Origin of the sequence: Bacillus sp. MT(2024), assembly GCF_036362845.1 — a bacterium.
In the GTDB taxonomy this organism is placed as follows: Bacteria; Bacillota; Bacilli; order Bacillales; family Bacillaceae; genus Bacillus; species Bacillus velezensis.
This window is the reverse complement of sequence record NZ_CP143632.1, coordinates 2,636,604-2,658,788: the sequence shown is the minus strand read 5'-3', so window position 1 is coordinate 2,658,788 and position 22,185 is coordinate 2,636,604. Positions and strand designations below refer to the sequence as shown.

General features: G+C 47.8%; 28 protein-coding genes and 1 other annotated feature. Of the genes, 26 read left to right on the top strand and 2 right to left on the bottom strand.

The window, feature by feature from the left end; translation table 11 throughout:
- Positions 1-123 precede the first annotated feature (123 nt).
- From VP472_RS13025 to pheA, 16 genes are all read left to right on the top strand, one after another.
- Positions 124-693, top strand: coding sequence for a Maf family protein (locus tag VP472_RS13025; RefSeq protein ID WP_070082167.1), 570 nt, complete (start codon positions 124-126; stop codon positions 691-693).
- A 31-nt stretch (positions 694-724) separates the two neighbouring features.
- Positions 725-1,420, top strand: a complete 696-nt coding sequence (gene radC, locus VP472_RS13020; protein ID WP_007408165.1) for a RadC family protein — start codon at positions 725-727, stop codon at positions 1,418-1,420.
- A 91-nt stretch (positions 1,421-1,511) separates the two neighbouring features.
- Positions 1,512-2,525, top strand: a complete 1,014-nt coding sequence (gene mreB, locus VP472_RS13015) for a cell shape-determining protein MreB (RefSeq protein ID WP_003152647.1) — start codon at positions 1,512-1,514, stop codon at positions 2,523-2,525.
- Between the two features lie 30 nt (positions 2,526-2,555).
- The gene (mreC, locus tag VP472_RS13010; RefSeq protein ID WP_146277257.1) at positions 2,556-3,419 is read left to right on the top strand and encodes a rod shape-determining protein MreC; all 864 of its coding nucleotides are present in this window, start codon (positions 2,556-2,558) and stop codon (positions 3,417-3,419) included.
- Positions 3,416-3,934: a rod shape-determining protein MreD gene (mreD, locus tag VP472_RS13005; protein WP_003152650.1), complete on the top strand. Its 519-nt coding sequence runs from the start codon at positions 3,416-3,418 to the stop codon at positions 3,932-3,934. Before mreC ends, mreD begins: the two co-directional genes overlap by 4 nt.
- A gap of 53 nt (positions 3,935-3,987) precedes the next feature.
- A complete protein-coding gene (gene minC / locus VP472_RS13000) occupies positions 3,988-4,668 on the top strand; it encodes a septum site-determining protein MinC (RefSeq protein WP_003152653.1) in 681 nt (226 codons plus the stop codon).
- A gap of 2 nt (positions 4,669-4,670) precedes the next feature.
- The gene (minD, locus tag VP472_RS12995; protein ID WP_060674730.1) at positions 4,671-5,474 is read left to right on the top strand and encodes a septum site-determining protein MinD; all 804 of its coding nucleotides are present in this window, start codon (positions 4,671-4,673) and stop codon (positions 5,472-5,474) included.
- 127 nt (positions 5,475-5,601) lie between these two features.
- The gene (locus VP472_RS12990) at positions 5,602-6,405 is read left to right on the top strand and encodes a M23 family metallopeptidase (RefSeq protein WP_007408168.1); all 804 of its coding nucleotides are present in this window, start codon (positions 5,602-5,604) and stop codon (positions 6,403-6,405) included.
- On the top strand, positions 6,398-7,264 hold the full coding sequence (locus VP472_RS12985) for a M50 family metallopeptidase (RefSeq protein ID WP_003152659.1): 867 nt from the start codon (positions 6,398-6,400) through the stop codon (positions 7,262-7,264). Before VP472_RS12990 ends, VP472_RS12985 begins: the two co-directional genes overlap by 8 nt.
- 58 nt (positions 7,265-7,322) lie before the next feature.
- Positions 7,323-7,396, top strand: a sequence feature (ribosomal protein L21 leader region).
- Positions 7,397-7,409: 13 nt separating this feature from the next.
- Positions 7,410-7,718, top strand: a complete 309-nt coding sequence (rplU, locus tag VP472_RS12980) for a 50S ribosomal protein L21 (RefSeq protein WP_003152660.1) — start codon at positions 7,410-7,412, stop codon at positions 7,716-7,718.
- Positions 7,719-7,720: 2 nt separating this feature from the next.
- On the top strand, positions 7,721-8,062 hold the full coding sequence (locus VP472_RS12975; protein WP_146277255.1) for a ribosomal-processing cysteine protease Prp: 342 nt from the start codon (positions 7,721-7,723) through the stop codon (positions 8,060-8,062).
- Between the two features lie 12 nt (positions 8,063-8,074).
- Positions 8,075-8,359: a 50S ribosomal protein L27 gene (gene rpmA, locus VP472_RS12970; protein ID WP_003152662.1), complete on the top strand. Its 285-nt coding sequence runs from the start codon at positions 8,075-8,077 to the stop codon at positions 8,357-8,359.
- Positions 8,360-8,676: 317 nt separating this feature from the next.
- Entirely contained in the window at positions 8,677-9,255 is a 579-nt protein-coding gene (locus VP472_RS12965) for a sporulation initiation phosphotransferase B (RefSeq protein ID WP_003152664.1), read from the top strand.
- 31 nt (positions 9,256-9,286) lie between these two features.
- Positions 9,287-10,573, top strand: a complete 1,287-nt coding sequence (gene obgE, locus VP472_RS12960) for a GTPase ObgE (RefSeq protein WP_003152665.1) — start codon at positions 9,287-9,289, stop codon at positions 10,571-10,573.
- A 53-nt stretch (positions 10,574-10,626) separates the two neighbouring features.
- A complete protein-coding gene (thrR, locus tag VP472_RS12955; RefSeq protein WP_007408173.1) occupies positions 10,627-11,070 on the top strand; it encodes a transcriptional regulator ThrR in 444 nt (147 codons plus the stop codon).
- A 13-nt stretch (positions 11,071-11,083) separates the two neighbouring features.
- A complete protein-coding gene (pheA, locus tag VP472_RS12950) occupies positions 11,084-11,941 on the top strand; it encodes a prephenate dehydratase (RefSeq protein ID WP_003152668.1) in 858 nt (285 codons plus the stop codon).
- 25 nt (positions 11,942-11,966) lie between these two features.
- Here pheA and VP472_RS12945 read toward each other — a convergent pair whose 3' ends face one another.
- Positions 11,967-12,509, bottom strand: a complete 543-nt coding sequence (locus tag VP472_RS12945) for a transcription repressor NadR (protein ID WP_014305508.1) — start codon at positions 12,507-12,509, stop codon at positions 11,967-11,969.
- The gene (locus tag VP472_RS12940; protein ID WP_146277253.1) at positions 12,506-13,657 is read right to left on the bottom strand and encodes an IscS subfamily cysteine desulfurase; all 1,152 of its coding nucleotides are present in this window, start codon (positions 13,655-13,657) and stop codon (positions 12,506-12,508) included. Before VP472_RS12940 ends, VP472_RS12945 begins: the two co-directional genes overlap by 4 nt.
- Before the next feature lie 105 nt (positions 13,658-13,762).
- Between VP472_RS12940 and nadB the strand changes: the two genes are divergently transcribed.
- The 10 genes from nadB (at position 13,763) to VP472_RS12895 (ending at position 22,163) form a co-directional block, all read left to right on the top strand.
- The gene (nadB, locus tag VP472_RS12935; RefSeq protein ID WP_146277251.1) at positions 13,763-15,328 is read left to right on the top strand and encodes an L-aspartate oxidase; all 1,566 of its coding nucleotides are present in this window, start codon (positions 13,763-13,765) and stop codon (positions 15,326-15,328) included.
- Positions 15,310-16,158 carry a carboxylating nicotinate-nucleotide diphosphorylase gene (nadC, locus tag VP472_RS12930; protein WP_060674721.1) on the top strand — a complete coding sequence of 283 codons (849 nt, stop codon included), beginning with the start codon at positions 15,310-15,312 and terminating at the stop codon, positions 16,156-16,158. Before nadB ends, nadC begins: the two co-directional genes overlap by 19 nt.
- A gap of 1 nt (position 16,159) precedes the next feature.
- On the top strand, positions 16,160-17,263 hold the full coding sequence (gene nadA, locus VP472_RS12925; RefSeq protein WP_146277249.1) for a quinolinate synthase NadA: 1,104 nt from the start codon (positions 16,160-16,162) through the stop codon (positions 17,261-17,263).
- Positions 17,264-17,389: 126 nt separating this feature from the next.
- Positions 17,390-18,580 carry a spore coat assembly protein SafA gene (gene safA / locus VP472_RS12920; protein ID WP_146277247.1) on the top strand — a complete coding sequence of 397 codons (1,191 nt, stop codon included), beginning with the start codon at positions 17,390-17,392 and terminating at the stop codon, positions 18,578-18,580.
- 147 nt (positions 18,581-18,727) lie between these two features.
- Positions 18,728-19,321 carry a YhcN/YlaJ family sporulation lipoprotein gene (locus VP472_RS12915; protein WP_069013531.1) on the top strand — a complete coding sequence of 198 codons (594 nt, stop codon included), beginning with the start codon at positions 18,728-18,730 and terminating at the stop codon, positions 19,319-19,321.
- A 133-nt stretch (positions 19,322-19,454) separates the two neighbouring features.
- Positions 19,455-19,574: a hypothetical protein gene (locus tag VP472_RS20150; protein WP_373364962.1), complete on the top strand. Its 120-nt coding sequence runs from the start codon at positions 19,455-19,457 to the stop codon at positions 19,572-19,574.
- Between the two features lie 131 nt (positions 19,575-19,705).
- Positions 19,706-20,215 (top strand): intercompartmental signaling factor BofC, encoded by a 510-nt coding sequence (locus VP472_RS12910; protein WP_012118093.1) that lies wholly within the window; start codon positions 19,706-19,708, stop codon positions 20,213-20,215.
- A 134-nt stretch (positions 20,216-20,349) separates the two neighbouring features.
- Entirely contained in the window at positions 20,350-20,955 is a 606-nt protein-coding gene (gene ruvA, locus VP472_RS12905; protein ID WP_003152683.1) for a Holliday junction branch migration protein RuvA, read from the top strand.
- Positions 20,956-20,965: 10 nt separating this feature from the next.
- Complete coding sequence (ruvB, locus tag VP472_RS12900) at positions 20,966-21,970, top strand: Holliday junction branch migration DNA helicase RuvB (RefSeq protein ID WP_146277245.1); 1,005 nt, start codon at positions 20,966-20,968, stop codon at positions 21,968-21,970.
- Positions 21,963-22,163, top strand: a complete 201-nt coding sequence (locus VP472_RS12895; protein WP_003152687.1) for a DUF2905 domain-containing protein — start codon at positions 21,963-21,965, stop codon at positions 22,161-22,163. The genes ruvB and VP472_RS12895 overlap by 8 nt, the downstream gene beginning before the upstream one ends.
- The last annotated feature ends 22 nt before the right edge of the window (positions 22,164-22,185 follow it).

Below are 22,185 nucleotides of genomic sequence, written 5' to 3'. Positions count from 1 at the left end.
TCCGGCGGGATTTTTTATTTTGTCATCAAAAAGTTATTTTTCTGAAATTGTGGTTGCCCGTTTGATTTGGTAGGATAGACAAGTATCTTTTTTTCTTAAGCAAACCCTGAAAGGATGACAACCATGACAAAACGCTTAATACTCGCATCACAATCTCCGCGAAGAAAAGAACTCCTTAATCTTCTTCAGATTCCTTACAGCATTATTGCGAGCCGCACAGAAGAAAAATTAAATCGAAACCTTTCGCCGGAAGAAAACGTCCAATGTTTGGCCGAGCAAAAAGCCGGTGCTGTATTGGCTGAAAATCCCGATGCAGTCGTTATCGGGGCTGACACGATGGTGTGCATAGACGGCGAGTGCCTCGGCAAACCGCGTGACAGGGAAGAAGCGGCACAGATGCTGCGAAGGCTTTCCGGCCGAAGCCATCAAGTCATTACGGCGGTCAGCATTCAGACGCATGACCGGAAAGAAACATTCTGTGACACGACGGAAGTGACGTTTTGGCCGCTCAGTGAAGACGACATACAGCTCTACATTGAAACAAAAGAACCGATGGATAAAGCAGGTGCATACGGCATCCAAGGAAAAGGCGCGCTTTTAGTGAAAAAAATAGACGGTGATTTTTATTCTGTCGTCGGGCTTCCTGTCGCTAAAACAATGAGAGCCTTGAAAGAATTTAATATAAAAGCTTGATGTTCAAACCGGGAAGGGGAACAAGGAGGGGTTGATCATCCGTGATCTGCCGTTAAAATTAAGAGATTTCCCCGAAAAAGAAAAACCGAGAGAGCGGCTTCTCCACTTCGGAGCCGAACATCTCTCTAACAATGAATTGCTCGCCATCCTGCTGCGGACGGGAACGAAACATGAGTCCGTCATGAACCTCGCTCACCGGCTGCTGCGGACGTTTGACGGGCTGCGCCTGTTAAAAGGCGCCTCTGCCCAGGAGCTTTCCAGCATTCCGGGAATCGGCACGGTGAAAGCTGTTCAGATCCTTGCCGCAATTGAGCTGGGGAGCCGCATTCATAAGACATCCGCCGGGGAGCATTGCGTCATCCGCTCTCCGGAAGACGGGGCGAAGTATGTGATGGAGGATATGCGCTTTTTATCCCAGGAGCATTTTGTCTGTTTATATTTAAATACCAAAAATCAAGTCATTCATAAACGCACCGTTTTTATCGGAAGTCTGAATTCATCTATTGTCCACCCGCGGGAGGTGTTTAAAGAAGCTTTCAAACGATCCGCCGCGTCCTTCATTTGCGTTCATAATCATCCTTCAGGAGATCCTACACCGAGCAGGGAAGATATAGAGGTAACCAGGCGGCTTTTTGAGTGCGGAAATTTAATCGGCATCGAGCTGCTGGATCATTTGGTCATTGGTGATAAAAAATTTGTGAGTTTAAAGGAAAAAGGATATTTGTAACACTTTTTTTTTCGTTGATTTAAGATATAATAGATTTTATGAGTTTTTCCCTTTAGGGTATTTTTGCTTTAAGAAAGGAAGATACATACATATGTTCGGAATTGGTACAAGAGACCTTGGTATAGATTTGGGAACCGCGAATACGCTTGTGTTTGTTAAAGGTAAAGGAATCGTAGTGAGAGAGCCGTCTGTCGTTGCTCTGCAAACGGATACGAAGTCAATCGTTGCGGTCGGTAACGATGCGAAAAACATGATCGGAAGAACTCCGGGCAACGTGGTTGCGCTCCGTCCGATGAAAGACGGCGTTATCGCTGACTATGAAACAACTGCGACAATGATGAAATACTACATTAATCAGGCTGTGAAAAATAAAGGATTGTTTGCGAGAAAGCCGTACGTTATGGTGTGTGTGCCGTCAGGTATTACGGCCGTTGAAGAACGGGCGGTCATCGACGCGACAAGACAAGCGGGCGCACGTGACGCTTATCCGATTGAAGAACCGTTTGCGGCCGCAATCGGTGCGAATCTTCCTGTATGGGAGCCGACGGGCAGCATGGTCGTTGATATCGGCGGCGGAACAACTGAAGTGGCGATCATTTCTTTAGGCGGCATTGTCACGTCTCAGTCCATCCGCGTAGCCGGTGACGAAATGGACGACTCAATCATCAGCTATATCAGAAAAACATATAATCTGATGATCGGTGACCGTACGGCGGAAGCCATTAAAATGGAAATCGGTTCAGCAGAAACCGGTGAAGAAAATGCGTCAATGGAAATCCGCGGCCGCGATCTTCTGACTGGTCTGCCGAAAACGATCGAAATCACGGGAACGGAAATTGCAAATGCACTGCGTGATACAGTTCTCTCAATCGTTGATGCGGTGAAGAGCACGCTTGAAAAAACACCGCCTGAGCTGGCCGCTGACATTATGGACAGAGGTATTGTATTAACAGGGGGAGGCGCCCTGCTCCGCAATCTCGACAAAGTCATCAGCGACGAAACGAAAATGCCTGTTCTTATCGCTGAAGATCCGCTGGATTGTGTTGCGATCGGCACTGGAAAAGCACTGGAGCACATCCATCTTTTCAAAGGAAAAACAAGATAATCAGGAGTTAAATAGAAGAGGTGTATCACGATGCCGAACAAACGGTTAATGCTATTACTTCTGTGTATTATCATATTGGTGGCTATGATTGGATTCTCGCTGAAGAACGGCCGTAATACCACCTGGCCTGAAAAGCTGATCGGTGATACGACGGGAGTATTTCAAAACATTTTTCACACGCCTGCCGAATATTTTGCAGGGTTCTTCGGGGACATAAAAGACCTGAAAAACACGTACAAAGAAAACGAACGCTTAAGACAAAAGCTGGACGGACAGACACAATATGAAGCGAAGCTCCAAGAACTCAAAGATGAAAACAAGAAGCTGCGTGATGAACTCGGGCATGTCAAATCAATTTCCGACTATGATCCGATTTTAGCGACCGTTATCGCCAGAAACCCTGATCAATGGTACAAGCAGATCATGATCAATAAGGGAACGAAGCACAAAGTGGCCAAAGACATGGCTGTCACGAACGAAAAGGGTGCGCTGGTCGGGAAGATCAAAAGCAGCGGACTCAACAGTTTCACATCCGCCGTTCAGCTGCTGAGCGATGTTGACCGCAATAACAGAGTGGCCACCAAAATCTCCGGCAAAAAGGGAAGCAAAGGCTACGGTTTAATTGAAGGGTATGATAAAAAGAAACAGACCCTGAAAATGACCATCCTTGAACCGGATGAAAAACGTGAAGTGAAAAAAGGCGACCTCGTGGAGACCTCCGGAACGGGCGGCGTATTTCCTCAAGGGCTGACGGTCGGCGAAGTGACCGATGTAGAATCAGATGCTTACGGCCTGACGAAAATCGCTTACGTTAAACCGGCTGCCAACTTGTATGATCTTGACCATGTCATCGTTGTCAATCGAAGCGTAGCAACAGGGGAGGAAGGATCGTGAAACGTTTCCTTCTCCCTTTGATTATGATTTTGGTCTTTTGTGCGGAAAGCATCTATACCGATCTGGTGCGTTTTCCTTTCGTTTCCGTCGAGCAGCAGGTCGTTCCGCATTTTCTTTTGCTTGCGCTGATTTTTATGTCGGCTTATATCAACCAAAAGCATGCGGTGATCTACGGTTTCATTTTCGGATTTCTTTATGACATCAATTATACGGGTGTTTTAGGCGTTTATATGTTTGGTTTTGCCGGATTATGCTATCTGGCGGCCAAAGCGTTTAAAGTGCTGCAGACAAACGCCCTGATGGTTATTCTGGTCGCGGTGCTGAGCGTATGTGTGCTTGAATTTTACGTCTACGGCATTCAGACGTTAATCCGCAGCGGCACTATGACGTTTAACGATTTTGTCATTCAGCGGTTCTTGCCGACCGCTTTGCTGAATATCGCGGGAGCCGTTATATTAGTCCTGCCCTTTAGGCTGTTTTATATAAGTCTGAAGAAAGAATTAAGAGATGAGTAAAAAGGATTTTATCTTTTTTTGACGAAAAGAGTATGTTGTTGAGGTGAACATTGATGAAGACCAAAAAGCAGCAATATGTAACAATAAAAGGAACAAAAAACGGCTTAACATTGCATCTGGATGATGCGTGTTCTTTTGATGAGCTTCTCGATGGTCTTCAAAACATGCTGTCGATTGAACAATATACTGATGGCAAAGGCCAAAAAATCAGTGTTCATATTAAACTCGGGCATCGGTATCTGTATCAGGAACAGGCAGAGCAGCTGACTGATCTGATCGCGTCAAAGAAAGATTTAGTCGTGCATTCAATTGACAGTGAAGTCATCGCCAAAGAAGAAGCGCAGCGGATGAAAGAGGAGCAGGAAATTGTTTCGGTTTCCAAAATCGTCCGTTCGGGCCAGGTGCTTCACGTGACGGGAGATTTGCTTTTAATCGGAGATGTGAATCCCGGCGGTACGATCAGAGCCGGAGGAAATATATTTGTTCTCGGTTCATTAAAAGGGATTGCCCACGCGGGTTATAACGGAAATAACCGGGCTGTGATCGCCGCATCCGAAATGATGCCGACACAATTGAGGATCAATCATGTGTTAAATCGCTCCCCAGACCACATTCAAAAAGGGAACGACATGGAATGTGCTTATTTAGATACTGACGGAAATATGGTCATTGAACGCCTTCAGCAATTGGCTCATTTAAGACCTGATCTAACAAGGCTTGAGGGAGGAATGTGAAATTGGGTGAGGCTATCGTAATAACTTCGGGAAAAGGCGGAGTAGGTAAAACAACAACATCTGCAAACCTCGGTACCGCCTTAGCCATTTTAGGGAAGCGCGTCTGTTTGGTAGACACAGATATCGGACTGCGCAACCTTGATGTCGTAATGGGTCTTGAAAACAGAATTATTTACGACTTAGTAGATGTAATTGAAGGCAGATGCAAGACGCATCAGGCGCTTGTCAAAGACAAACGTTTTGATGATCTGCTTCATTTAATGCCGGCTGCCCAGACAAGCGACAAGACGGCTGTTGTCCCTGAGCAGATCAAATTGCTTGTGCAGGAGCTTAAGCAGGAATTTGATTATGTCATTATTGATTGTCCGGCCGGAATTGAACAAGGCTATAAAAATGCCGTCTCCGGAGCTGATAAGGCGATTGTTGTGACGACGCCGGAAATATCAGCGGTGCGGGACGCTGACCGCATTATCGGACTTTTGGAGCAGGAAGATATCGAACCGCCGCGCCTTATCGTGAACCGCATCAGAAATCACCTGGTGAAAAACGGTGACACGATGGATGTGGATGAAGTTGTTCATCATCTGTCTATTGATCTCCTCGGAATCGTTGCTGACGATGATGAAGTGATCAGGGCTTCAAATATCGGCGAACCGATTGCCATGAATTCCAAAAACCGCGCCAGCATTGCGTACCGCAATATCGCCCGGCGCATTTTAGGAGAATCCGTTCCTTTGCAGGTGCTTGAAGAGCAGCAAAAAGGGATGATGGCGAAAATCAAGTCATTTTTCGGCGTGCGTTCATAATATATACCAGAATACAAAGATCTGATGAAGCCCAGCTTATCAGGTCTTTTTTGTTTTTTAAGAGCGCATATTTGCAATGGACAAGACATAGGATGTACAAACCCAACGATTGCAAAGGATGATGGCGATGAGTCACAGAGCTGATGAAATTAGAAAAAGACTGGCCAAAAGAAGAAAACAGCGGCCTGAATCAAAACGGACTTTCGTTCAAAACGCTCAAACGCAGAATTTTCCCGCGTGGCAGACGGTCAAGGAGCAGGAAAAGCACAAGCTTCTTCCGGACTACGAATATCAAACGGAACACCCGCCCGAATTTAACGGGCGGCATCCATTGATCAGCGCTCATTCTATTATTTTAAAATGCCTGCTGGCCGCCTGTCTCGTACTGATCTCCGCTATTGCCTATAAAACTGACAAACAGCCGCTGAGTCAGATCAAACCGGCAATCGCACAAACCTTTCAAAAAGAATTTCAGTTTGCTGCCGTAAGCAATTGGTTCGTATCTTCCTTCGGAAACCCGCTCGCTTTTCTTACGCCGGGAACGAAAAAGAAGGACGGTCAGGTGGCGGTCAGTCAGGATATGGCCGTTCCTGCCGCGGGGAAAATCCAGCAGGACTTTCAAAATAACGGAGAGGGCGTCGTCGTCGAAACCGCCAGTGAAGCCATTGACAGCGTAAAAGAAGGCTACATTATGGAAGTGAGCAAAGATAAAAAAACAGGGCTGACGGTGAAGGTGCAGCATGCCGACAATACAAGCAGCATTTACGGCCGGCTGAAAGATGTTAACGTTTCATTGTACGACTTTGTCGATAAAGGGAAAAAGATCGGTTCGATCAAGCTCAACGATAAAAGTAAAGGCCAGTACTATTTCGCGATCCAGGATGGCGATAAATTCATAGATCCGATCCAGGTGATCACATTTGATGAATAAATGGCTCATCCTCCTTTTTAAAATTCATGTCCATCCTTTTCTTTGGATTATTATGGGGCTCGGTCTTATGACGGGGCACATCAAAGCGCTGCTGTGTCTTTTGCTGGTTGTATCCGTTCATGAGCTGGGGCATGCTGCTCTGGCTGTGTTTTTTTCGTGGCGCATTAAACGCATCTTTCTGCTCCCTTTCGGCGGGACGGTTGAGGTGGAGGAGCACGGAAACCGGCCGCTAAAAGAGGAATTCGCGGTCATCCTGGCGGGCCCGCTTCAGCATGTGTGGCTTCAGGCGGCAGCCTGGCTCTTTTTCATGTCAGGCTTTGCAAGTGAGCAGACATTTGAGATGTTTACCTTTTATAATCTCTCCATTCTTTTCATCAATCTTTTGCCGATCTGGCCGCTTGACGGCGGCAAGTTCGTGTTTTTATACTTCTCTAAACAAATGGCTTTTCAAAAAGCGCATCTCCTCAGCCTGCAGACATCGGCCGTTTCCGCTCTTTTGCTCTGCTGCTGGATTGTGCTGGCCGTCCCCCTTCAGGTCAGCGCATGGGTGCTGTTCGTCTTTCTCGCCGCTTCTTTATGGGATGAATACCGGAAGCGGCATTATATTCAGCTGAGGTTTCTTTTGGAGAGATACTACGGCAAAAACCGCGATGTCGCCATGCTGCATCCTTTGACGGTCGCGGCCGATGCCAAAGTAAAGCATGTCATGGCCGAATTCAAACGGGGATGCAAGCACCCCATTATCATTGAAAAAGCCGGAGAAAAGCTCAGCCAGCTCGATGAAAATGAAGTGCTTCATGCGTATTTTGCCGATAAACGGACAGATTCCTCTATGGAAGACCTGCTGCTGCCTTACTAGAAATAGATTGACATATCCTTTTGGTTCTGATATATTTTTTAATGTTATGGATGTAGCACCAATGCTACAACCGCTCGGGACAGGTGATAAGAGCTTTAAAGCCCCCTGTTGCTGGCGAGTCTTAGTCTAATAGGAGGTGCAGAGAATGTACGCAATCATTAAAACAGGCGGAAAACAAATCAAAGTTGAAGAAGGTCAAACTGTTTACATCGAAAAACTTGCTGCTGAAGCAGGTGAAACAGTGACGTTTGAAGACGTATTGTTTGTTGGCGGAGACAGCGTGAAAGTCGGCAACCCAACAGTTGCAGGCGCGACAGTTACAGCTAAAGTTGAAAAACAAGGCCGTGCGAAAAAAATCACTGTTTTCCGTTACAAGCCAAAGAAAAATGTTCATAAAAAACAAGGTCATCGTCAGCCTTATACTAAATTGACAATCGAAAAAATCAACGCGTAAGCATGATTGAGGCAACAATTCGAAGATCCCGGGATGACGGGGGCATTTTGTCCTTTGAAATGACGGGACATGCCGATTTTGCTGAACATGGACGAGATCTCGTTTGCGCCGGGGTCACGGCTGTCGTTTTCGGAGCGGTCAATGCGGTTATCGCGCTGGCTCCTCTCGAACCGATTCTTGATATAGGCGAGGACGGGGGTTATTTCTACTTTGAATTCCCTGAAGCCGCTGATCAGGAAGCTTTGCAAAAAGCGCAGCTGCTGATTGAAGGCATGATTGTTTCTCTTGAAACGATCGAGCGGGATTACAGTGAACACTTACGGTTGGGTGCAAACCAAATATAGGAGGTGAGTTACATGCTTAGATTAGATCTTCAGTTTTTCGCTTCTAAAAAAGGTGTAGGTTCTACAAAGAACGGACGTGACTCTGAATCTAAACGTTTAGGCGCTAAACGTGCAGACGGTCAATTCGTAACAGGCGGATCTATCCTTTACCGTCAACGCGGAACGAAAATCTACCCAGGTGAAAACGTGGGCCGCGGAGGAGATGACACTCTTTTTGCTAAAATCGACGGAACTGTTAAATTCGAACGTTTCGGCCGTGACCGCAAAAAAGTGAGCGTATATCCTGTAGCTCAATAATGACACAAAAAACTCCGGTCGTTGACTGGAGTTTTTTTTGCAGTAAGCGGAGTAACATCAAGAATGAAAAGCAGAGGATGCGTGAGTGAACCCCGCCTTGAATGAGGACATCAGCTTCTCATACCCACTGGATATGTTCCCCAAGCAGTGATACCAAAAATGTTTCTGCCTGGCATCCGCATTGTATGCGATCCGAAAAAGGAACATGATGAACCAGGAAAAACAAGTGTTTTTTTAACAAAGCCTTCTCTGTTATAATTCATAGTACACACTTATCAAGACTCCTAAAAAGAAATTAAACGATTGGGAGTGCGAAAATGAAGGATGTATCGAAGAAACAAGAAGAACCTGTAAGCGATGCGGCTCTGATCAATGAACTGATCCAATTAATGGGCCATTTCCGTCATGATTGGATGAATAAGCTGCAGCTGATAAAAGGAAACTTAAGTTTGCAGAAGTATGACAGGGTCGTTGAAATTATTGACGAAATGGTCATAGATGCAAAGCACGAATCAAAGCTCTCAAACCTGAAAACCCCGCACTTGGCGTTTGACTTTCTGACATTTAATTGGAAGTCCCGTTATATGAGGCTCGAATACGAAGTGCTCGGAGAAATTAAAGATTTATCGGCATATGATCAAAAGCTGTCGAACCTGATGAGAAAACTGTTTCATCTGTTCGGTCTGGCGGTAAGCAATGAAAGTGAAAATCATCTGACCGTATCGCTGCAGACAGATCACCCTGACAGACAGCTTATTGTATATCTCGATTTTCATGGAACGATTGCAAATGCAGATGTGTTTGATGAATTTCGCAAATCGCGGTATGAGGACTTTGATGTCATGCAATTTGAGCTGACCGGCCATGAATGTGTGGCCGAAATTGGAATGAACTAGCGGTTTTTTACGGTTTAGAACGGAGGATATTATGTTTGTAGATCAGGTGAAAGTATATGTAAAAGGCGGCGACGGCGGTAACGGAATGGTTGCGTTCCGCCGTGAAAAATATGTGCCGAAAGGCGGGCCTGCCGGCGGTGACGGAGGTAATGGAGGCGACGTCGTTTTTGAGGTTGATGAAGGACTGCGCACGCTTATGGACTTCCGGTACCAGCGCCATTTCAAAGCGATACGCGGCGAGCACGGCATGTCTAAAAACCAGCACGGCAGAAATGCGGACGATATGGTTGTTAAAGTTCCGCCCGGCACAGTCGTAACGGATGACGATACAAAACAGGTCATTGCCGATCTGACAGAGCACGGGCAGCGCGCCGTCATCGCAAAAGGCGGACGCGGCGGACGCGGAAATACCCGCTTTGCGACACCGGCCAACCCGGCACCGCAGCTGTCAGAGCACGGAGAACCCGGAAAAGAGCGCTATATCGTGCTTGAACTGAAAGTGCTTGCAGACGTAGGTCTCGTCGGCTTCCCGAGCGTCGGAAAATCTACGCTTCTGTCTGTCGTTTCATCGGCAAAGCCGAAAATCGCCGATTATCATTTTACAACGCTTGTTCCGAATCTGGGCATGGTGGAAACGGATGACGGAAGAAGCTTCGTCATGGCGGATCTGCCCGGTTTGATTGAAGGAGCGCACGAAGGAGTCGGCTTAGGCCACCAATTTCTCCGCCATATCGAACGGACGCGCGTCATCGTTCACGTTATTGACATGTCAGCGATGGAAGGCCGTGATCCGTATGAGGATTATGTGACCATTAATCAGGAGCTCAGTGAATATAATCTGCGGCTGACGGAGCGTCCGCAAATTATCGTTGCGAATAAAATGGACATGCCCGAAGCGGCTGAAAATCTTAAAGCGTTTAAAGAAAAGCTTCAGGATGACCATCCTGTCTTCCCGATCAGCGCGGTGACGAGAGAAGGGCTCCGCGATCTTCTGTTTGAAGTCGCCAACCAGCTGGAAACAACGCCTGAATTCCCGCTGTATGATGAAGAAGAACTGGCGGAAAACCGCGTAATGTACACGATGGAAGATGAAGAAATTCCATTTGACATTACCCGTGATCCGGACGGCGCGTTTGTGCTTTCAGGTGACAGTCTGGAACGCCTCTTTAAAATGACTGACTTCTCCCGTGACGAATCCGTCAAGCGTTTTGCAAGACAGATGCGCGGTATGGGCGTTGATGAAGCGCTCAGAGAACGCGGTGCTAAAGACGGCGATATCATCCGGCTGCTGGAATTTGAATTTGAATTTATTGATTAAAAAAATGGAGAGCTTGCAATGCAGGCTCTCTGATGTAAAAGGGAGGGGTGCAGGTGAAAGAAGAGACATTTTATTTAGTGCGTGAAGACGTTCTGCCTGATGCGATGCGGAAAACCCTTGAAGTCAAAAAACTGCTGGACAGAAAAAAGGCTGAATCGGTTGCAGATGCCGTGCAAAAAGTTGATTTAAGCAGAAGCGCTTTTTATAAATACCGAGATGCGGTTTTCCCTTTTTACACGATGGTTAAAGAACAAATAATCACACTTTTCTTTCATTTGGAGGATCGGTCAGGCGCGTTATCCCAGCTTTTGCAGGCGGTGGCTGACTCAGGAAGCAACGTGCTTTCCATTCACCAGACGATTCCGCTTCAGGGCAGGGCGAATGTCACGCTCTCAATCAGTACGTCCGCAATGGAAGAAAACATTCATACGTTAATGAATAAACTGAGAAAATTTGATTTTATAGAAAAAGTTGAGATCTTAGGGTCAGGCGCGTAAGGAGAGAAGAGACATGAAAGTCGGTTATTTAGGGCCAGAAGCCACATTTACACATCTAGCAGTCAGTTCCTGCTTTCAAAACAGCGTGACACAAGCACCTTATCAAACAATACCGGCATGCATGGATGCGGCGGTTGCGGGAGAAGTTGATCTTGCATTTGTTCCTTTGGAAAACGCGCTGGAGGGCTCGGTTAACTTAACGATTGACTACTTGATTCATGAGCAGCCTCTTGCGATCGTGGGGGAAATGACGCTGCCGATTCACCAGCATCTGCTCGTTCACCCTTCGAGAGAAAATGAGTGGAAAAAGCTTGAGAAAATTTATTCTCATTCCCATGCGATTGCGCAATGCCACAAATTTCTTCACCGGCATTTTTCGTCCGTTCCTTATGAGTATGCGAAGTCAACAGGTGCGGCGGCCAAGTATGTCAGTGAGCATTCGGACCTTCCGATCGGCGTGATTGCAAATGAAATGGCGGCCGCTACATACGGATTGAGCATCGTGAAGCGGGATATTCAGGATTATCAGGACAACCACACGAGATTTGTCATTCTTTCGCCTGAAAAAGACGTCTCATTCGAAGTGAATGCGAAACTGTCTTCACGGCCGAAAACGACGATGATGGTAACGCTTCCCCAAGATGACCAATCAGGCGCGCTGCACAGGGTGCTGTCCGCTTTTTCATGGAGAAACCTGAATTTATCAAAGATCGAATCGCGCCCGACAAAAACGGGTCTCGGCAACTATTTCTTTATTATTGATATTGAACAGGCGATGGATCAGGTTCTCATTCCCGGTGCCGTTCAAGAGATGGAAGCCCTCGGCTGCCGGGTCAAGCTTCTGGGAACATATCAATCCTATTCGATATAAAAAAAGCCCTTCAGGGGGCTTTTTTTTAATCTTTTATTAAAATACCCGCGTCGTCCAGCGCTTGGCAGGCTTGGTCAATCCGCTCTTTTGTCGGGGCGCTTAACGTATGGAGATGCACGCCTCCGGTCAGCTGTGAAAGATAAGCGGCATTTGTCGAGTTAATGTGATCCATGAATTGTTTGACTTCTTTCCGTGTGCTGACTCTTATGGCGGCGGTTAAATCGCCGTATACGGGGTGTTCAATAATGACGTCCTTTATGGTGACGCCTTCATCGACAATGAGTTCAAGCTCTTCTTCCGTCCGCTCCGGGCCGTGCAGACAGGCGACAATCCGTTCGGCGTTTTTTTCGCCGCCGGCATTCATGCTGATGTATAAATAGCCTTGGCTCGTCGCGATAATCGGTTCGCTTTTTGCTTTCAAGAGCGATATGTCCTGCACGATCACCTGTCTTGAAACATTTGCTTTTTTGGCCAATTCGCCTCCTGTTAATGGCGAGCCGGCTTCTTTCAGCCAATGAAGCAGCATGTCGCGTCTTTTCGCCCCAGTAAGCTTCGTTCCTTCTGTCAAATTGCTGATTCTCCTTTCTTTTGCTCCCATAGCGCCGTAAATGTATGTATCAGCATATCGAGCTGTTCACATGTTGTTTCGTTTCCGAATGAGATCCGGAAAAACTGCCGCGCTTCCCGTTCGGTTTTTCTCAGCGCCTTCATAGCTGAAGAAGGGCCGTGGCTGCCGGCGGAACATGCGCTCCCGGTTGAGATGCAAATATCGTTACGATTACATTCTAACATAATATATTGTCCTTCAAAGGAGTGAAAAAAACACCCGACAATGTGGGGCAGGCATTCACCGCCGGTTTCTTCCTCTGAAAATGAAATGGGAAGGCCTTGACGCCGAATTTGATCATACAAATAATTCCTCAGCCTGTCAGCATGCTCACGGTGTTCCTCCATATGTTTCACTGCATGCTCCGCAGCAGCGGTAAAAGCGCCGATGGCCGGCACATTCACCGTACCGGGCCTGAACCCGTTTTCATGCACGGTATGCGGATAAACCGGATTCCAGCTGACACCGGGCCGAATGTAAACAGCCCCGGTGCCTTTCGGGCCGTATACTTTATGACCGGAGACGGAAAGGGCGTCGATTCCCGCCTGATCCGCATCAATCGGCAGTTTGCCGAAACTTTGAACACAATCGCAATGCAGCAAAATGTTTCTCTGGTGAAGAAAAGCGGCCAGACGATTCACAGGCTGGATGAGGCCGGTTTCTGAATTGGCGTGCTGTATGGAAACGAGCCCCGTGTCAGGTCGGATATGAGCCGCCAGTATGTCCTCGGTTATAAGGCCGTTTTCGTCGGGATATATGATGGTGACATCAATTCCCCGGTCAGCTAAAAACGCCGCGGCATTATGGATCGAGTGGTGTTCCATTGCGGTCGTAATAAAATGTTTTTTGTGGTCGGGCAGACCGTGCAGCAATGATTGGACGGCCAAGATGTTCGCTTCCGTTCCGCCGCTTGTAAAGTAAATGCCGTCTGCCGCTCCGCCGATCAATTTTCCTGCAGAATGTCTGCAATATTCCAGCACGTCCGCCGCTCTTCCTCCGGCGTCATGAAGGCTGCTTGCATTGCCGTATACCTCTGTGCTGAGATGCTGAAAGACTTTCGCGGCTTCTTTGCTTAAAGGCGTTCCCGCCGCGTAATCAAGATAAATCATACAGCCCGTCTCCTATCCGTTTATGTTAAAAAAAGCTTGAGTTTATTTTATCGTTGTGTAAATATAGGTGTCAAGACAGGTGTAAATATAACAGGAGGGTGATGTATGTCTGAAAAAACAATTATCGTCATTGGTTCGGGGACGGCGGCCCTTGCCTGTGCTTCCTCATTTCCTCCGTCATACCAAGTGACCGTCATTACAAAGAGAAACGTAACGAACAGCAATTCGCATTATGCTCAAGGCGGGATTGCTGTGTCATACGCAAAAGATGACTCTATAGAATCCCATGTGAACGATACACTGTATGCGGGATGCGGACACAATGACGTGACAGCCGTGCGGCATTTGCTGAAAAGCGGACAGAGCATGATAAACAGGCTGATAGAAGGCCATTTCCCTTTTGATACGAAGTCGGATGGAACCTTTTGTCTCGGCAGGGAAGGCGCTCATTCCAAAAGGAGGATTCTGCACGCCGGGGGAGATGCGACCGGACGGATGCTGGTTGAGTTTCTGGTTCAGCAGTTGAGGGACGGCATTCGGATCATTGAACACGAGACGGTTGTTGATCTGCTGATTGAACACGGGCGATGCGCAGGCGTTGCCGTAAAGGATGCTTCAGGCGCCGTTTCTTACAGAAGGGCGGATTGTGTAGTGCTTGCTTCAGGCGGCTGCGGCAGTCTGTACCAATATCACACAAATGATTCCGCCATAACGGGAGACGGCATCGCTCTTGCCTTCCGTGCGGGAGCTGAGATCACGGATATGGAGTTCACCCAGTTCCACCCGACCCTCCTTGTGAAAAACGGGACTGTGTACGGTCTGATTTCTGAAGCAGTGAGAGGAGAAGGCGGATATTTAGCGGATCGCTTCGGGCGCAGGATCATGGCTGACAGACACGCGCTTGAAGATTTGGCGCCCCGGGATGTGGTTTCACGGGCGATTTATGAAGAAATGATGAAAGAAAATCCTGTTTTTATAAATTGCAGCCGAATAGCCGATTTTAACAAACGTTTTCCGACCATAACAGAAATTTGTCAAACAGCCGGCGTTGATCTTGAAAGCGGGATCCCCATAGCACCCGGAATGCATTTTTTAATGGGCGGAGTAAAAGCCGATACATGGGGGAAAACGTCCGTGCCTGATTTGTACGCCATAGGCGAGACCGCCTGCACAGGCTTGCACGGGGCGAACCGCCTTGCGAGCAACTCACTGCTGGAAGCGCTGGCAAGCGGGCAACGATGTGCTGAACATATCATTCAAACACCGTTAAACGGAAGATATAAAAAAACCCCGAAGAAAACTGATGTCATCTTACAAGTGCCGGACACAACGCTTCATGTGCTTCAAGCCAAAATGACAACCGGAGCGGGCATCGTCAGGGAAAAAGAAAACCTGCAGGCGCTGGCATCCTGGCTTAACAACGTATCTGTGCGTCATATAAATGTGAAGGATATCACAATGGAACAAGCCGAGCTATCCTGCCTATGGAAGACTGCGCAATTTGTTGTGACCTCAGCCCTTATTCGGGAAGAAAGCAGAGGCGCTCATTTTCGCACTGATTTTCCCGGGACGGGGAAAGAGTGGCACGGAAAACAAATCATTCATTCAACATCTGGAACAGTTATCAGAAAAAACGAAAGGATTGGGGAACTATGGACATTCTGCAGCTGAAACAAATGCTGACTCATTTTTTTCAGGAAGATATCGGAACGGGTGATGCGACGTCACAAGCGATTTTTTCTGATCAGCAATGTAAAGCGCGGATCATCGCAAAAACAGACGGCGTGTTTGCCGGAGAAGACGTTATCCGTGAAGGATGGAAGCTTTTACACGATGATATCCGCATCCGCTCCCTGAAAAAAGACGGAGAACGGATGAAAAGAGGAGACGTGCTCGCTGAAATGGAAGGCCGGGCGGCAGCTCTTCTTACGGGGGAGCGGGTCATTTTGAATCTCATACAAAGAATGTCAGGCATTGCGACCATGACGGATGAGGCCAAAAGGCGTCTTGATGATCCGTCCATCAAGCTTTGTGATACGAGAAAAACGACACCCGGGCTCAGAATGCTGGAAAAATACGCTGTGCGCATCGGAGGCGGCTTTAATCATCGCTTCGGCTTATATGACGGCATCATGATTAAAGATAATCATATTGCCGCCTGCGGATCGATAAAGGCAGCCGTGGAGCGGGCAAGAAAAACGGCGGGGCAGATGCTTGCGGTGGAAGTCGAAATTGAATCCGAACAGCAGCTGCTCGAGGCAATAGAAGCGGGCGCAGACATTATTATGTTTGACAACTGTCCGCCTGAGTCCGTCCGGCGTTTTGCAGGCATGACACCGGGTCATATCAAAACGGAAGCATCCGGAGGCATAACGCTCGACACATTGCCCGCTTATAAAGGGACGGGCGTCCAATATATTTCACTCGGATTTCTGACTCATTCAGTAAAAAGCGCCGACATCAGCATGGATGTTGAGGCTGCGGAACAGGGGGATTTTTAAGATGTCTATTTTTGACGTGCTAACTGCATCAGCCGAAATGATGCCGAGCCATTATAAAGACATGAGCACCGGAGAAATGGAAAAGCGTGTCGCCGCCATTAAACGGGCTTTCGGAAAGCGCTTATTCATTCCGGGGCATCACTATCAAAAAGACGAAGTGATACAATTCGCCGATACGGCAGGTGACTCCCTGCAGCTTGCTCAAGTGGCAGAAAAAAATAAAGAGGCGGAATATATTGTGTTTTGCGGCGTGCATTTTATGGCGGAAACCGCTGATATGCTGACTGATGATAACCAAACCGTCATTTTGCCTGACATGCGCGCCGGATGCTCGATGGCTGATATGGCAGATATTCAGCAGACGGACAAAGCATGGCAAGAGCTTCAAGAACTGTACGGTAACACCATCATTCCGTTAACATATGTTAACTCGACGGCGGAAATTAAAGCATTCGTCGGACGGCACGGAGGAGCGACCGTCACCTCTTCGAATGCCCGGAGTGTGCTGAAATGGGCTTTTAAACAAAAAGAAAGAATTTTATTTTTACCGGATCAGCATTTAGGCAGAAATACGGCCTATGACCTCGGCATTCCGCTGACAGAAATGGCTGTATGGGACCCGGGGCAGAACCGATTGCTTACTGAACATCCGGAAAACATTAAAGTCATCCTTTGGAAAGGGCATTGCTCCGTACACGAAAAGTTTACAGCGGAAAATATTTCTCAGCTGCGGCAGCGGGATTCCGGCATCCGCATTATCGTTCATCCGGAATGTTCGCGGGAAGTGGTCTCGCTCAGTGACGACAGCGGGTCTACCAAATATATTATTGATACGATTGAACAGGCAGAACCGGGAAGCAAGTGGGCGATCGGCACGGAAATGAATCTTGTTCAGCGCCTCATTCACTCGCACCCGGATAAACAGATTGAATCATTGAATCCCGATATGTGTCCGTGTCTGACAATGAACAGAATCGACCTGCCGCATTTATTGTGGTCGCTTGAGCAGCTTGAAAAAGGCGAGCCGAAGGGTGTCATTAAAGTTCCGGAAGCGGTTCGGACAGAAGCGCTTCGTGCTTTGAACAGAATGCTGAGTCATACGTAATCATAAAAATTTCCCCTCCTTCCCAAATTTTTTATCATCATGCCCAGTCCACCGGCATATAGTGTGAAGAAACGTATTGTAATGACAAATGTACCGTTCACGTTTTGTGCATAGGAGGGGAAAACGTTGAAAATTCATATCGTTCAAAAAGGCGATTCGCTCTGGAAAATAGCTGAAAAATACGGAGTTGATCTTGAAGAGTTAAAAAAACTGAATCATCAGCTTAGCAATCCAGACTTAATTATGCCTGGAATGAAGATAAAGGTGCCTTCAGAAGCCGTTCCGGTCAGAAAAGAACCCAAGGCCGGCTTCGGAACGTCTGCGCATAAGCATGAGCATCCATATGCCAAAGAAAAACCGAAATCAGTTGTGGACATTGAAGACACCATACCGGAAGAACCGAAGCCGTCAATTCCGTATGTGCCGCCAATCCCTGAAAAGCATGAAAATGTGCTGCCGGAAGCTGATATGAACCAATATTATCCGTCCAATCAGCTGTTTCAGCCGTGGTCGCCTCCTAAGCCGGAGGAACCGGTGACACATTTTGTCGAGCCGAAAGAAAAAGAGCATGACAATAACATTCCACAACAGGAGGAAATGATCAACATGGAAAACGCGAATTACCCGAATATGCCGAAGGCGCCTGAAGCCGGTAAGATGGAAGAAGAAAACGCCGCTTATCATCTGCCGAACATGCCAAACATTCCGAATGTCCCGTTTCCGAATATGCCGGCCGTTGAACCGCCTTTTATGCATTACCCGATGCCGTGCATGCCTTGTCCTTGTCCGGTTCCGGTGACACCGATGCTGCCGGGTTCGGGACTATGCCATCCGTGCTTCCCGGTAGGCGGGGGTTTCGGCGGTTTTGGAGGAGGTTATGGAGGCTTTCCGGTAATGCCGATGCCGTTACCGTACGGATTCCATCATCCGGGATTTGGGCCGCAAGCGGGTTACGGTGAATATGAAAACCAGGCCCATGAAAATGCAGAGCATTATGATGGTTCTGCATCAGGTTTCGGCGGTGCTCCGTACGGTCAAATGCCGTATTACGGCGGATATTCGTCACATTACGCAAACGCGCCTCATCATGATGGAAAATATAAGGATGATGATTGCGGCTGCCATGATTCACATCACCACCACCATCATCACCACGGTTCACATCACCATCACGCAAATATGCCTGTGCAGCCGTATCCGAATGTGGGTGCAAACGCCGGATATTTTATGCCTTACGGCGGAGCAAATCCTAATGCCGCGCCGAATCAGCCGAGTCCAAATCAAGTATTCGGACGGCCGGAGGAAGAAGAAGATTAATGTTTCGGGACGATGTATGTCGTTCCTTTTTTTATGTCCAACTGAGGAATGGACATAACTGACAAGCTTAAACCCGCCGTCGGCCGCACATCCTAAACATGAGCGGAAAACGCTCAAACAGCGATGAATCCACGGGGGGTTTTTCCATTGGGTAAAAAACTGATGACGATCGCAGGCGTTTTAGCCGTGACGGCAAGCTTAACGGCATGCGGAGCAAATAATGCCATGAATGACGGACGCTACAATCAGTCAACACGTCCGGTCGGATATTATTCGAATGATAATGATAACGGCAGACGCCAGTACGGAATGGACCATCAAGGACCCGTTTCTGAAATGATGGAAAACCGAAACGGCCGTCATAATACGACAAACGTGTCCGACCAGTATGCGCCTAATGACGGGGTTCCGTTAACGACGGACGGCACATATAACGGCCGAAATGTCAATACGCCGCCGGCAGCTATGTCTTATAATGGGTATGACAACGCCGAAAACATCAGGCTGGCGGCAAAAGTTGCAAACCGCGTGAAAAAAGTAAAAGGCGTACAGGATAGTCAGGTCATCGTGACTGACACGAGAGTCGTCATTGCCGTCAGAACAAATCATCCTTTTACGAAAAATGATGATAAACATGTCAAACATGCGGCCAAAAAATTTGCGGACGGCCGTACAATTCAAGTGTTTACCGACAACGCTACTTTTACAAAGCTGCAAGACATGAACAGAAACAGCCGTTAAACGGGACTGCCGGATGATTTCATCCGGCAGTATTTTTATGGATAAAGCTTCATCATTTCTTTACATATTCTTAAAACGCTCTTTATGTTGCGGTGTTAACATAAAAGTAATAAAACGTAACGGAGGGGCCGGAATGAAAAAAACGGAGCATGACAAAAGCCGCGGAGAAAAAACTGTGTATCTGACCGTAAGGGGATACCGGCTCAAACTGACGCCCGGACAAATGAAACTGATTTCAGCCGGCCGGGCATAATCATCGGGGCAGCCCTCATATAGAGGCTGCTTTTTTCCGGCTGAAACAGACAAATGAAAGAAAACGGTTAAGCACCGGCATCTTTGGTCAAACTAGCATCAAGAGTTTGATTGAATAAAGAGGTGTTATTGGTGAAACGAATTTGCGGTGCTCGTCTATTGTTTATGCTTATCTTATCGGCTGCAGTCCTGATTTGCGGAGGAAAAGGCGCATACGGGGCGGAGGTTGAGCATTACGGGCCGCTTCGGGTGCACGTCCAGCTGGAAAAGGTCTATCTGGACGGTGATGTCGGCATCGAACATACGGATGAAACCGTTTTGGCGATGGAGGATTTTTGGGCCGCATATGCGGGCTGGACGCTCGTTGAGCAGAAAAAAGGCTTCGTCCTTTTCCGTAAGCATGTTGATGACATTTCTCCGCTCAGTAAGGTTAACGGTTATATCGGCGTCACGGACGGAGGCGTCATCTCCACTTTTCACGGCCGTCCCGGATCGCTGGCCGAGCCGATTCAATCTTTCTTCCAGATTGATATAGAAAGGCTGGAAAGCCGATTGCAAAAGCACTTGGAACACGGCATACCGTACAGGACAAAAGCGGAGTTTGAGAGCGTGATCGATCATATTAAGACTTACAGCGGCTGACTTTGACGCAAGACATGTGACACATGTCTTTTTTTTCTGAATGGAAGGTGTCAAAGCGAACATACGTTAACTTTTCTATAAGACTTTGGCTGTTTTTGTGTTACAATGATAAGCAGTCAAAGAGGTGAATAGGTGTGATTGAATTCGTGAAGGGGACGATTGATTATGTATCTCCCCAATACATCGTGATTGAAAACGGCGGAATCGGCTATCAGGTCTTCACTCCGAATCCGTTTATTTATAAGGTAAGCAATCAAGAGACCATTTTTACGTATCATCATATAAAAGAAGACGCCTTTTCTTTGTACGGTTTTTCAACCCGGGAAGAAAAAGCGCTTTTCACAAAGCTGCTGAACGTCACCGGCATCGGGCCGAAAGGGGCCCTCGCCATCCTCGGTTCCGGTGACCCCGGAGCCGTCATCGAAGCGATCGAACAGGAAGATGAAGCCTTTTTGGTGAAATTTCCGGGTGTAGGCAAAAAAACGGCGCGGCAGATTATTCTTGATTTGAAAGGCAAACTGGCCGACGTCGTGCCTGAAATGATTGACAACCTGTTCAATCATGAAGCGCGCATTGAAAAACAAGAGGCTGAAACGGCGCTTGACGAGGCGCTTGAAGCGCTTAGGGTTCTCGGCTACGCCGAAAAAGAAATTAAAAAAGTGCTTCCTCACTTAAAAGAGGAAACGGCGCTTTCAACAGATCAATATGTGAAAAAAGCATTGCAAAAATTATTAAAGTAAGGTGATGTTCATGGATGAACGGCTCGTTTCAAGTGAAGCAGACAGCCATGAATCAATAATCGAGCAAAGCCTCAGGCCGCAGAATCTCGCCCAGTATATCGGCCAAAAGAAGGTGAAAGAAAATCTGCGCGTGTTTATCGATGCGGCGAAAATGAGGCAGGAAACGCTGGACCACGTTCTTTTATACGGGCCTCCGGGTCTCGGGAAAACAACGCTTGCGTCTATCGTGGCCAATGAGATGGGTGTGGAGATGCGGACGACGTCAGGTCCCGCCATCGAAAGACCGGGAGATTTGGCAGCCATTTTGACGGCGCTCGAACCAGGGGATGTGCTGTTTATAGACGAAATTCACAGGCTGAACCGCTCGATTGAGGAAGTGCTGTACCCGGCGATGGAGGATTTCTGCCTTGATATCGTCATTGGAAAAGGCCCGTCCGCCCGCTCCGTCCGTCTCGACCTTCCCCCTTTTACGCTTGTAGGAGCGACGACAAGGGTCGGATTATTGACCGCACCGCTCAGAGACCGGTTCGGGGTGCTGTCGCGCCTTGAATACTATACGCAGGAAGAGCTGACAGATATCGTGTCAAGAACGGCTGACGTTTTTGAAGTGGATATCGAAGAAGCTCCGGCTCTGGAGATCGCCAGACGGTCAAGGGGAACGCCGCGGGTTGCAAATCGGCTTCTCAGAAGGGTGAGAGATTTTGCCCAGGTGCTCGGCGACAGCCGCATCACGGAAGAAATCGCTCACGACGCGCTCGAACGTCTTCAAGTCGATGCGCTCGGCCTTGACCATATCGACCATAAGCTGCTGATGGGCATGATCGAAAAATTCAGCGGCGGTCCCGTCGGCCTTGATACGATTTCCGCGACAATCGGCGAAGAACCGCATACAATAGAGGATGTGTACGAACCGTATCTGCTGCAGATCGGATTTCTCCAGAGGACGCCGAGGGGACGGGTCGTGACTCCGGCTGTGTATGAACATTTTCAATTGGAGGCGCCCGCCCGTGACTGACTTTCCGAAGGTTCTCATGGTTCTCGGTGCCGTTTTGCTTATTGCCGGCGCAGTCTGGCACTTTGTCGGAAGGCTGCCCGGAGATATTTTCGTTAAGAAGGGAAATGTTACATTTTTCTTTCCCGTTGTCACTTGTATTGTGATCAGTGTGATACTATCCATTCTGCTTAATTTTTTCGGCAGAATGAAATAACAATAGACAGAATAAAGGTGAA

What these genes read in the sequence shown, in the direction of transcription:
- VP472_RS13025 (WP_070082167.1), top strand. Translation starts at nt 124, where the DNA reads ATGACAAAACGCTTAATACTCGCATCACAATCTCCGCGAAGAAAAGAA.
- mreB (WP_003152647.1), top strand. Translation starts at nt 1,512, where the DNA reads ATGTTCGGAATTGGTACAAGAGACCTTGGTATAGATTTGGGAACCGCG.
- mreC (WP_146277257.1), top strand. Translation starts at nt 2,556, where the DNA reads ATGCCGAACAAACGGTTAATGCTATTACTTCTGTGTATTATCATATTG.
- minC (WP_003152653.1), top strand. Translation starts at nt 3,988, where the DNA reads ATGAAGACCAAAAAGCAGCAATATGTAACAATAAAAGGAACAAAAAAC.
- VP472_RS12990 (WP_007408168.1), top strand. Translation starts at nt 5,602, where the DNA reads ATGAGTCACAGAGCTGATGAAATTAGAAAAAGACTGGCCAAAAGAAGA.
- VP472_RS12985 (WP_003152659.1), top strand. Translation starts at nt 6,398, where the DNA reads ATGAATAAATGGCTCATCCTCCTTTTTAAAATTCATGTCCATCCTTTT.
- rplU (WP_003152660.1), top strand. Translation starts at nt 7,410, where the DNA reads ATGTACGCAATCATTAAAACAGGCGGAAAACAAATCAAAGTTGAAGAA.
- VP472_RS12975 (WP_146277255.1), top strand. Translation starts at nt 7,721, where the DNA reads ATGATTGAGGCAACAATTCGAAGATCCCGGGATGACGGGGGCATTTTG.
- rpmA (WP_003152662.1), top strand. Translation starts at nt 8,075, where the DNA reads ATGCTTAGATTAGATCTTCAGTTTTTCGCTTCTAAAAAAGGTGTAGGT.
- VP472_RS12965 (WP_003152664.1), top strand. Translation starts at nt 8,677, where the DNA reads ATGAAGGATGTATCGAAGAAACAAGAAGAACCTGTAAGCGATGCGGCT.
- obgE (WP_003152665.1), top strand. Translation starts at nt 9,287, where the DNA reads ATGTTTGTAGATCAGGTGAAAGTATATGTAAAAGGCGGCGACGGCGGT.
- pheA (WP_003152668.1), top strand. Translation starts at nt 11,084, where the DNA reads ATGAAAGTCGGTTATTTAGGGCCAGAAGCCACATTTACACATCTAGCA.
- VP472_RS12940 (WP_146277253.1), bottom strand. Translation starts at nt 13,657, where the DNA reads ATGATTTATCTTGATTACGCGGCGGGAACGCCTTTAAGCAAAGAAGCC.
- nadB (WP_146277251.1), top strand. Translation starts at nt 13,763, where the DNA reads ATGTCTGAAAAAACAATTATCGTCATTGGTTCGGGGACGGCGGCCCTT.
- nadC (WP_060674721.1), top strand. Translation starts at nt 15,310, where the DNA reads ATGGACATTCTGCAGCTGAAACAAATGCTGACTCATTTTTTTCAGGAA.
- nadA (WP_146277249.1), top strand. Translation starts at nt 16,160, where the DNA reads ATGTCTATTTTTGACGTGCTAACTGCATCAGCCGAAATGATGCCGAGC.
- VP472_RS20150 (WP_373364962.1), top strand. Translation starts at nt 19,455, where the DNA reads ATGAAAAAAACGGAGCATGACAAAAGCCGCGGAGAAAAAACTGTGTAT.
- ruvB (WP_146277245.1), top strand. Translation starts at nt 20,966, where the DNA reads ATGGATGAACGGCTCGTTTCAAGTGAAGCAGACAGCCATGAATCAATA.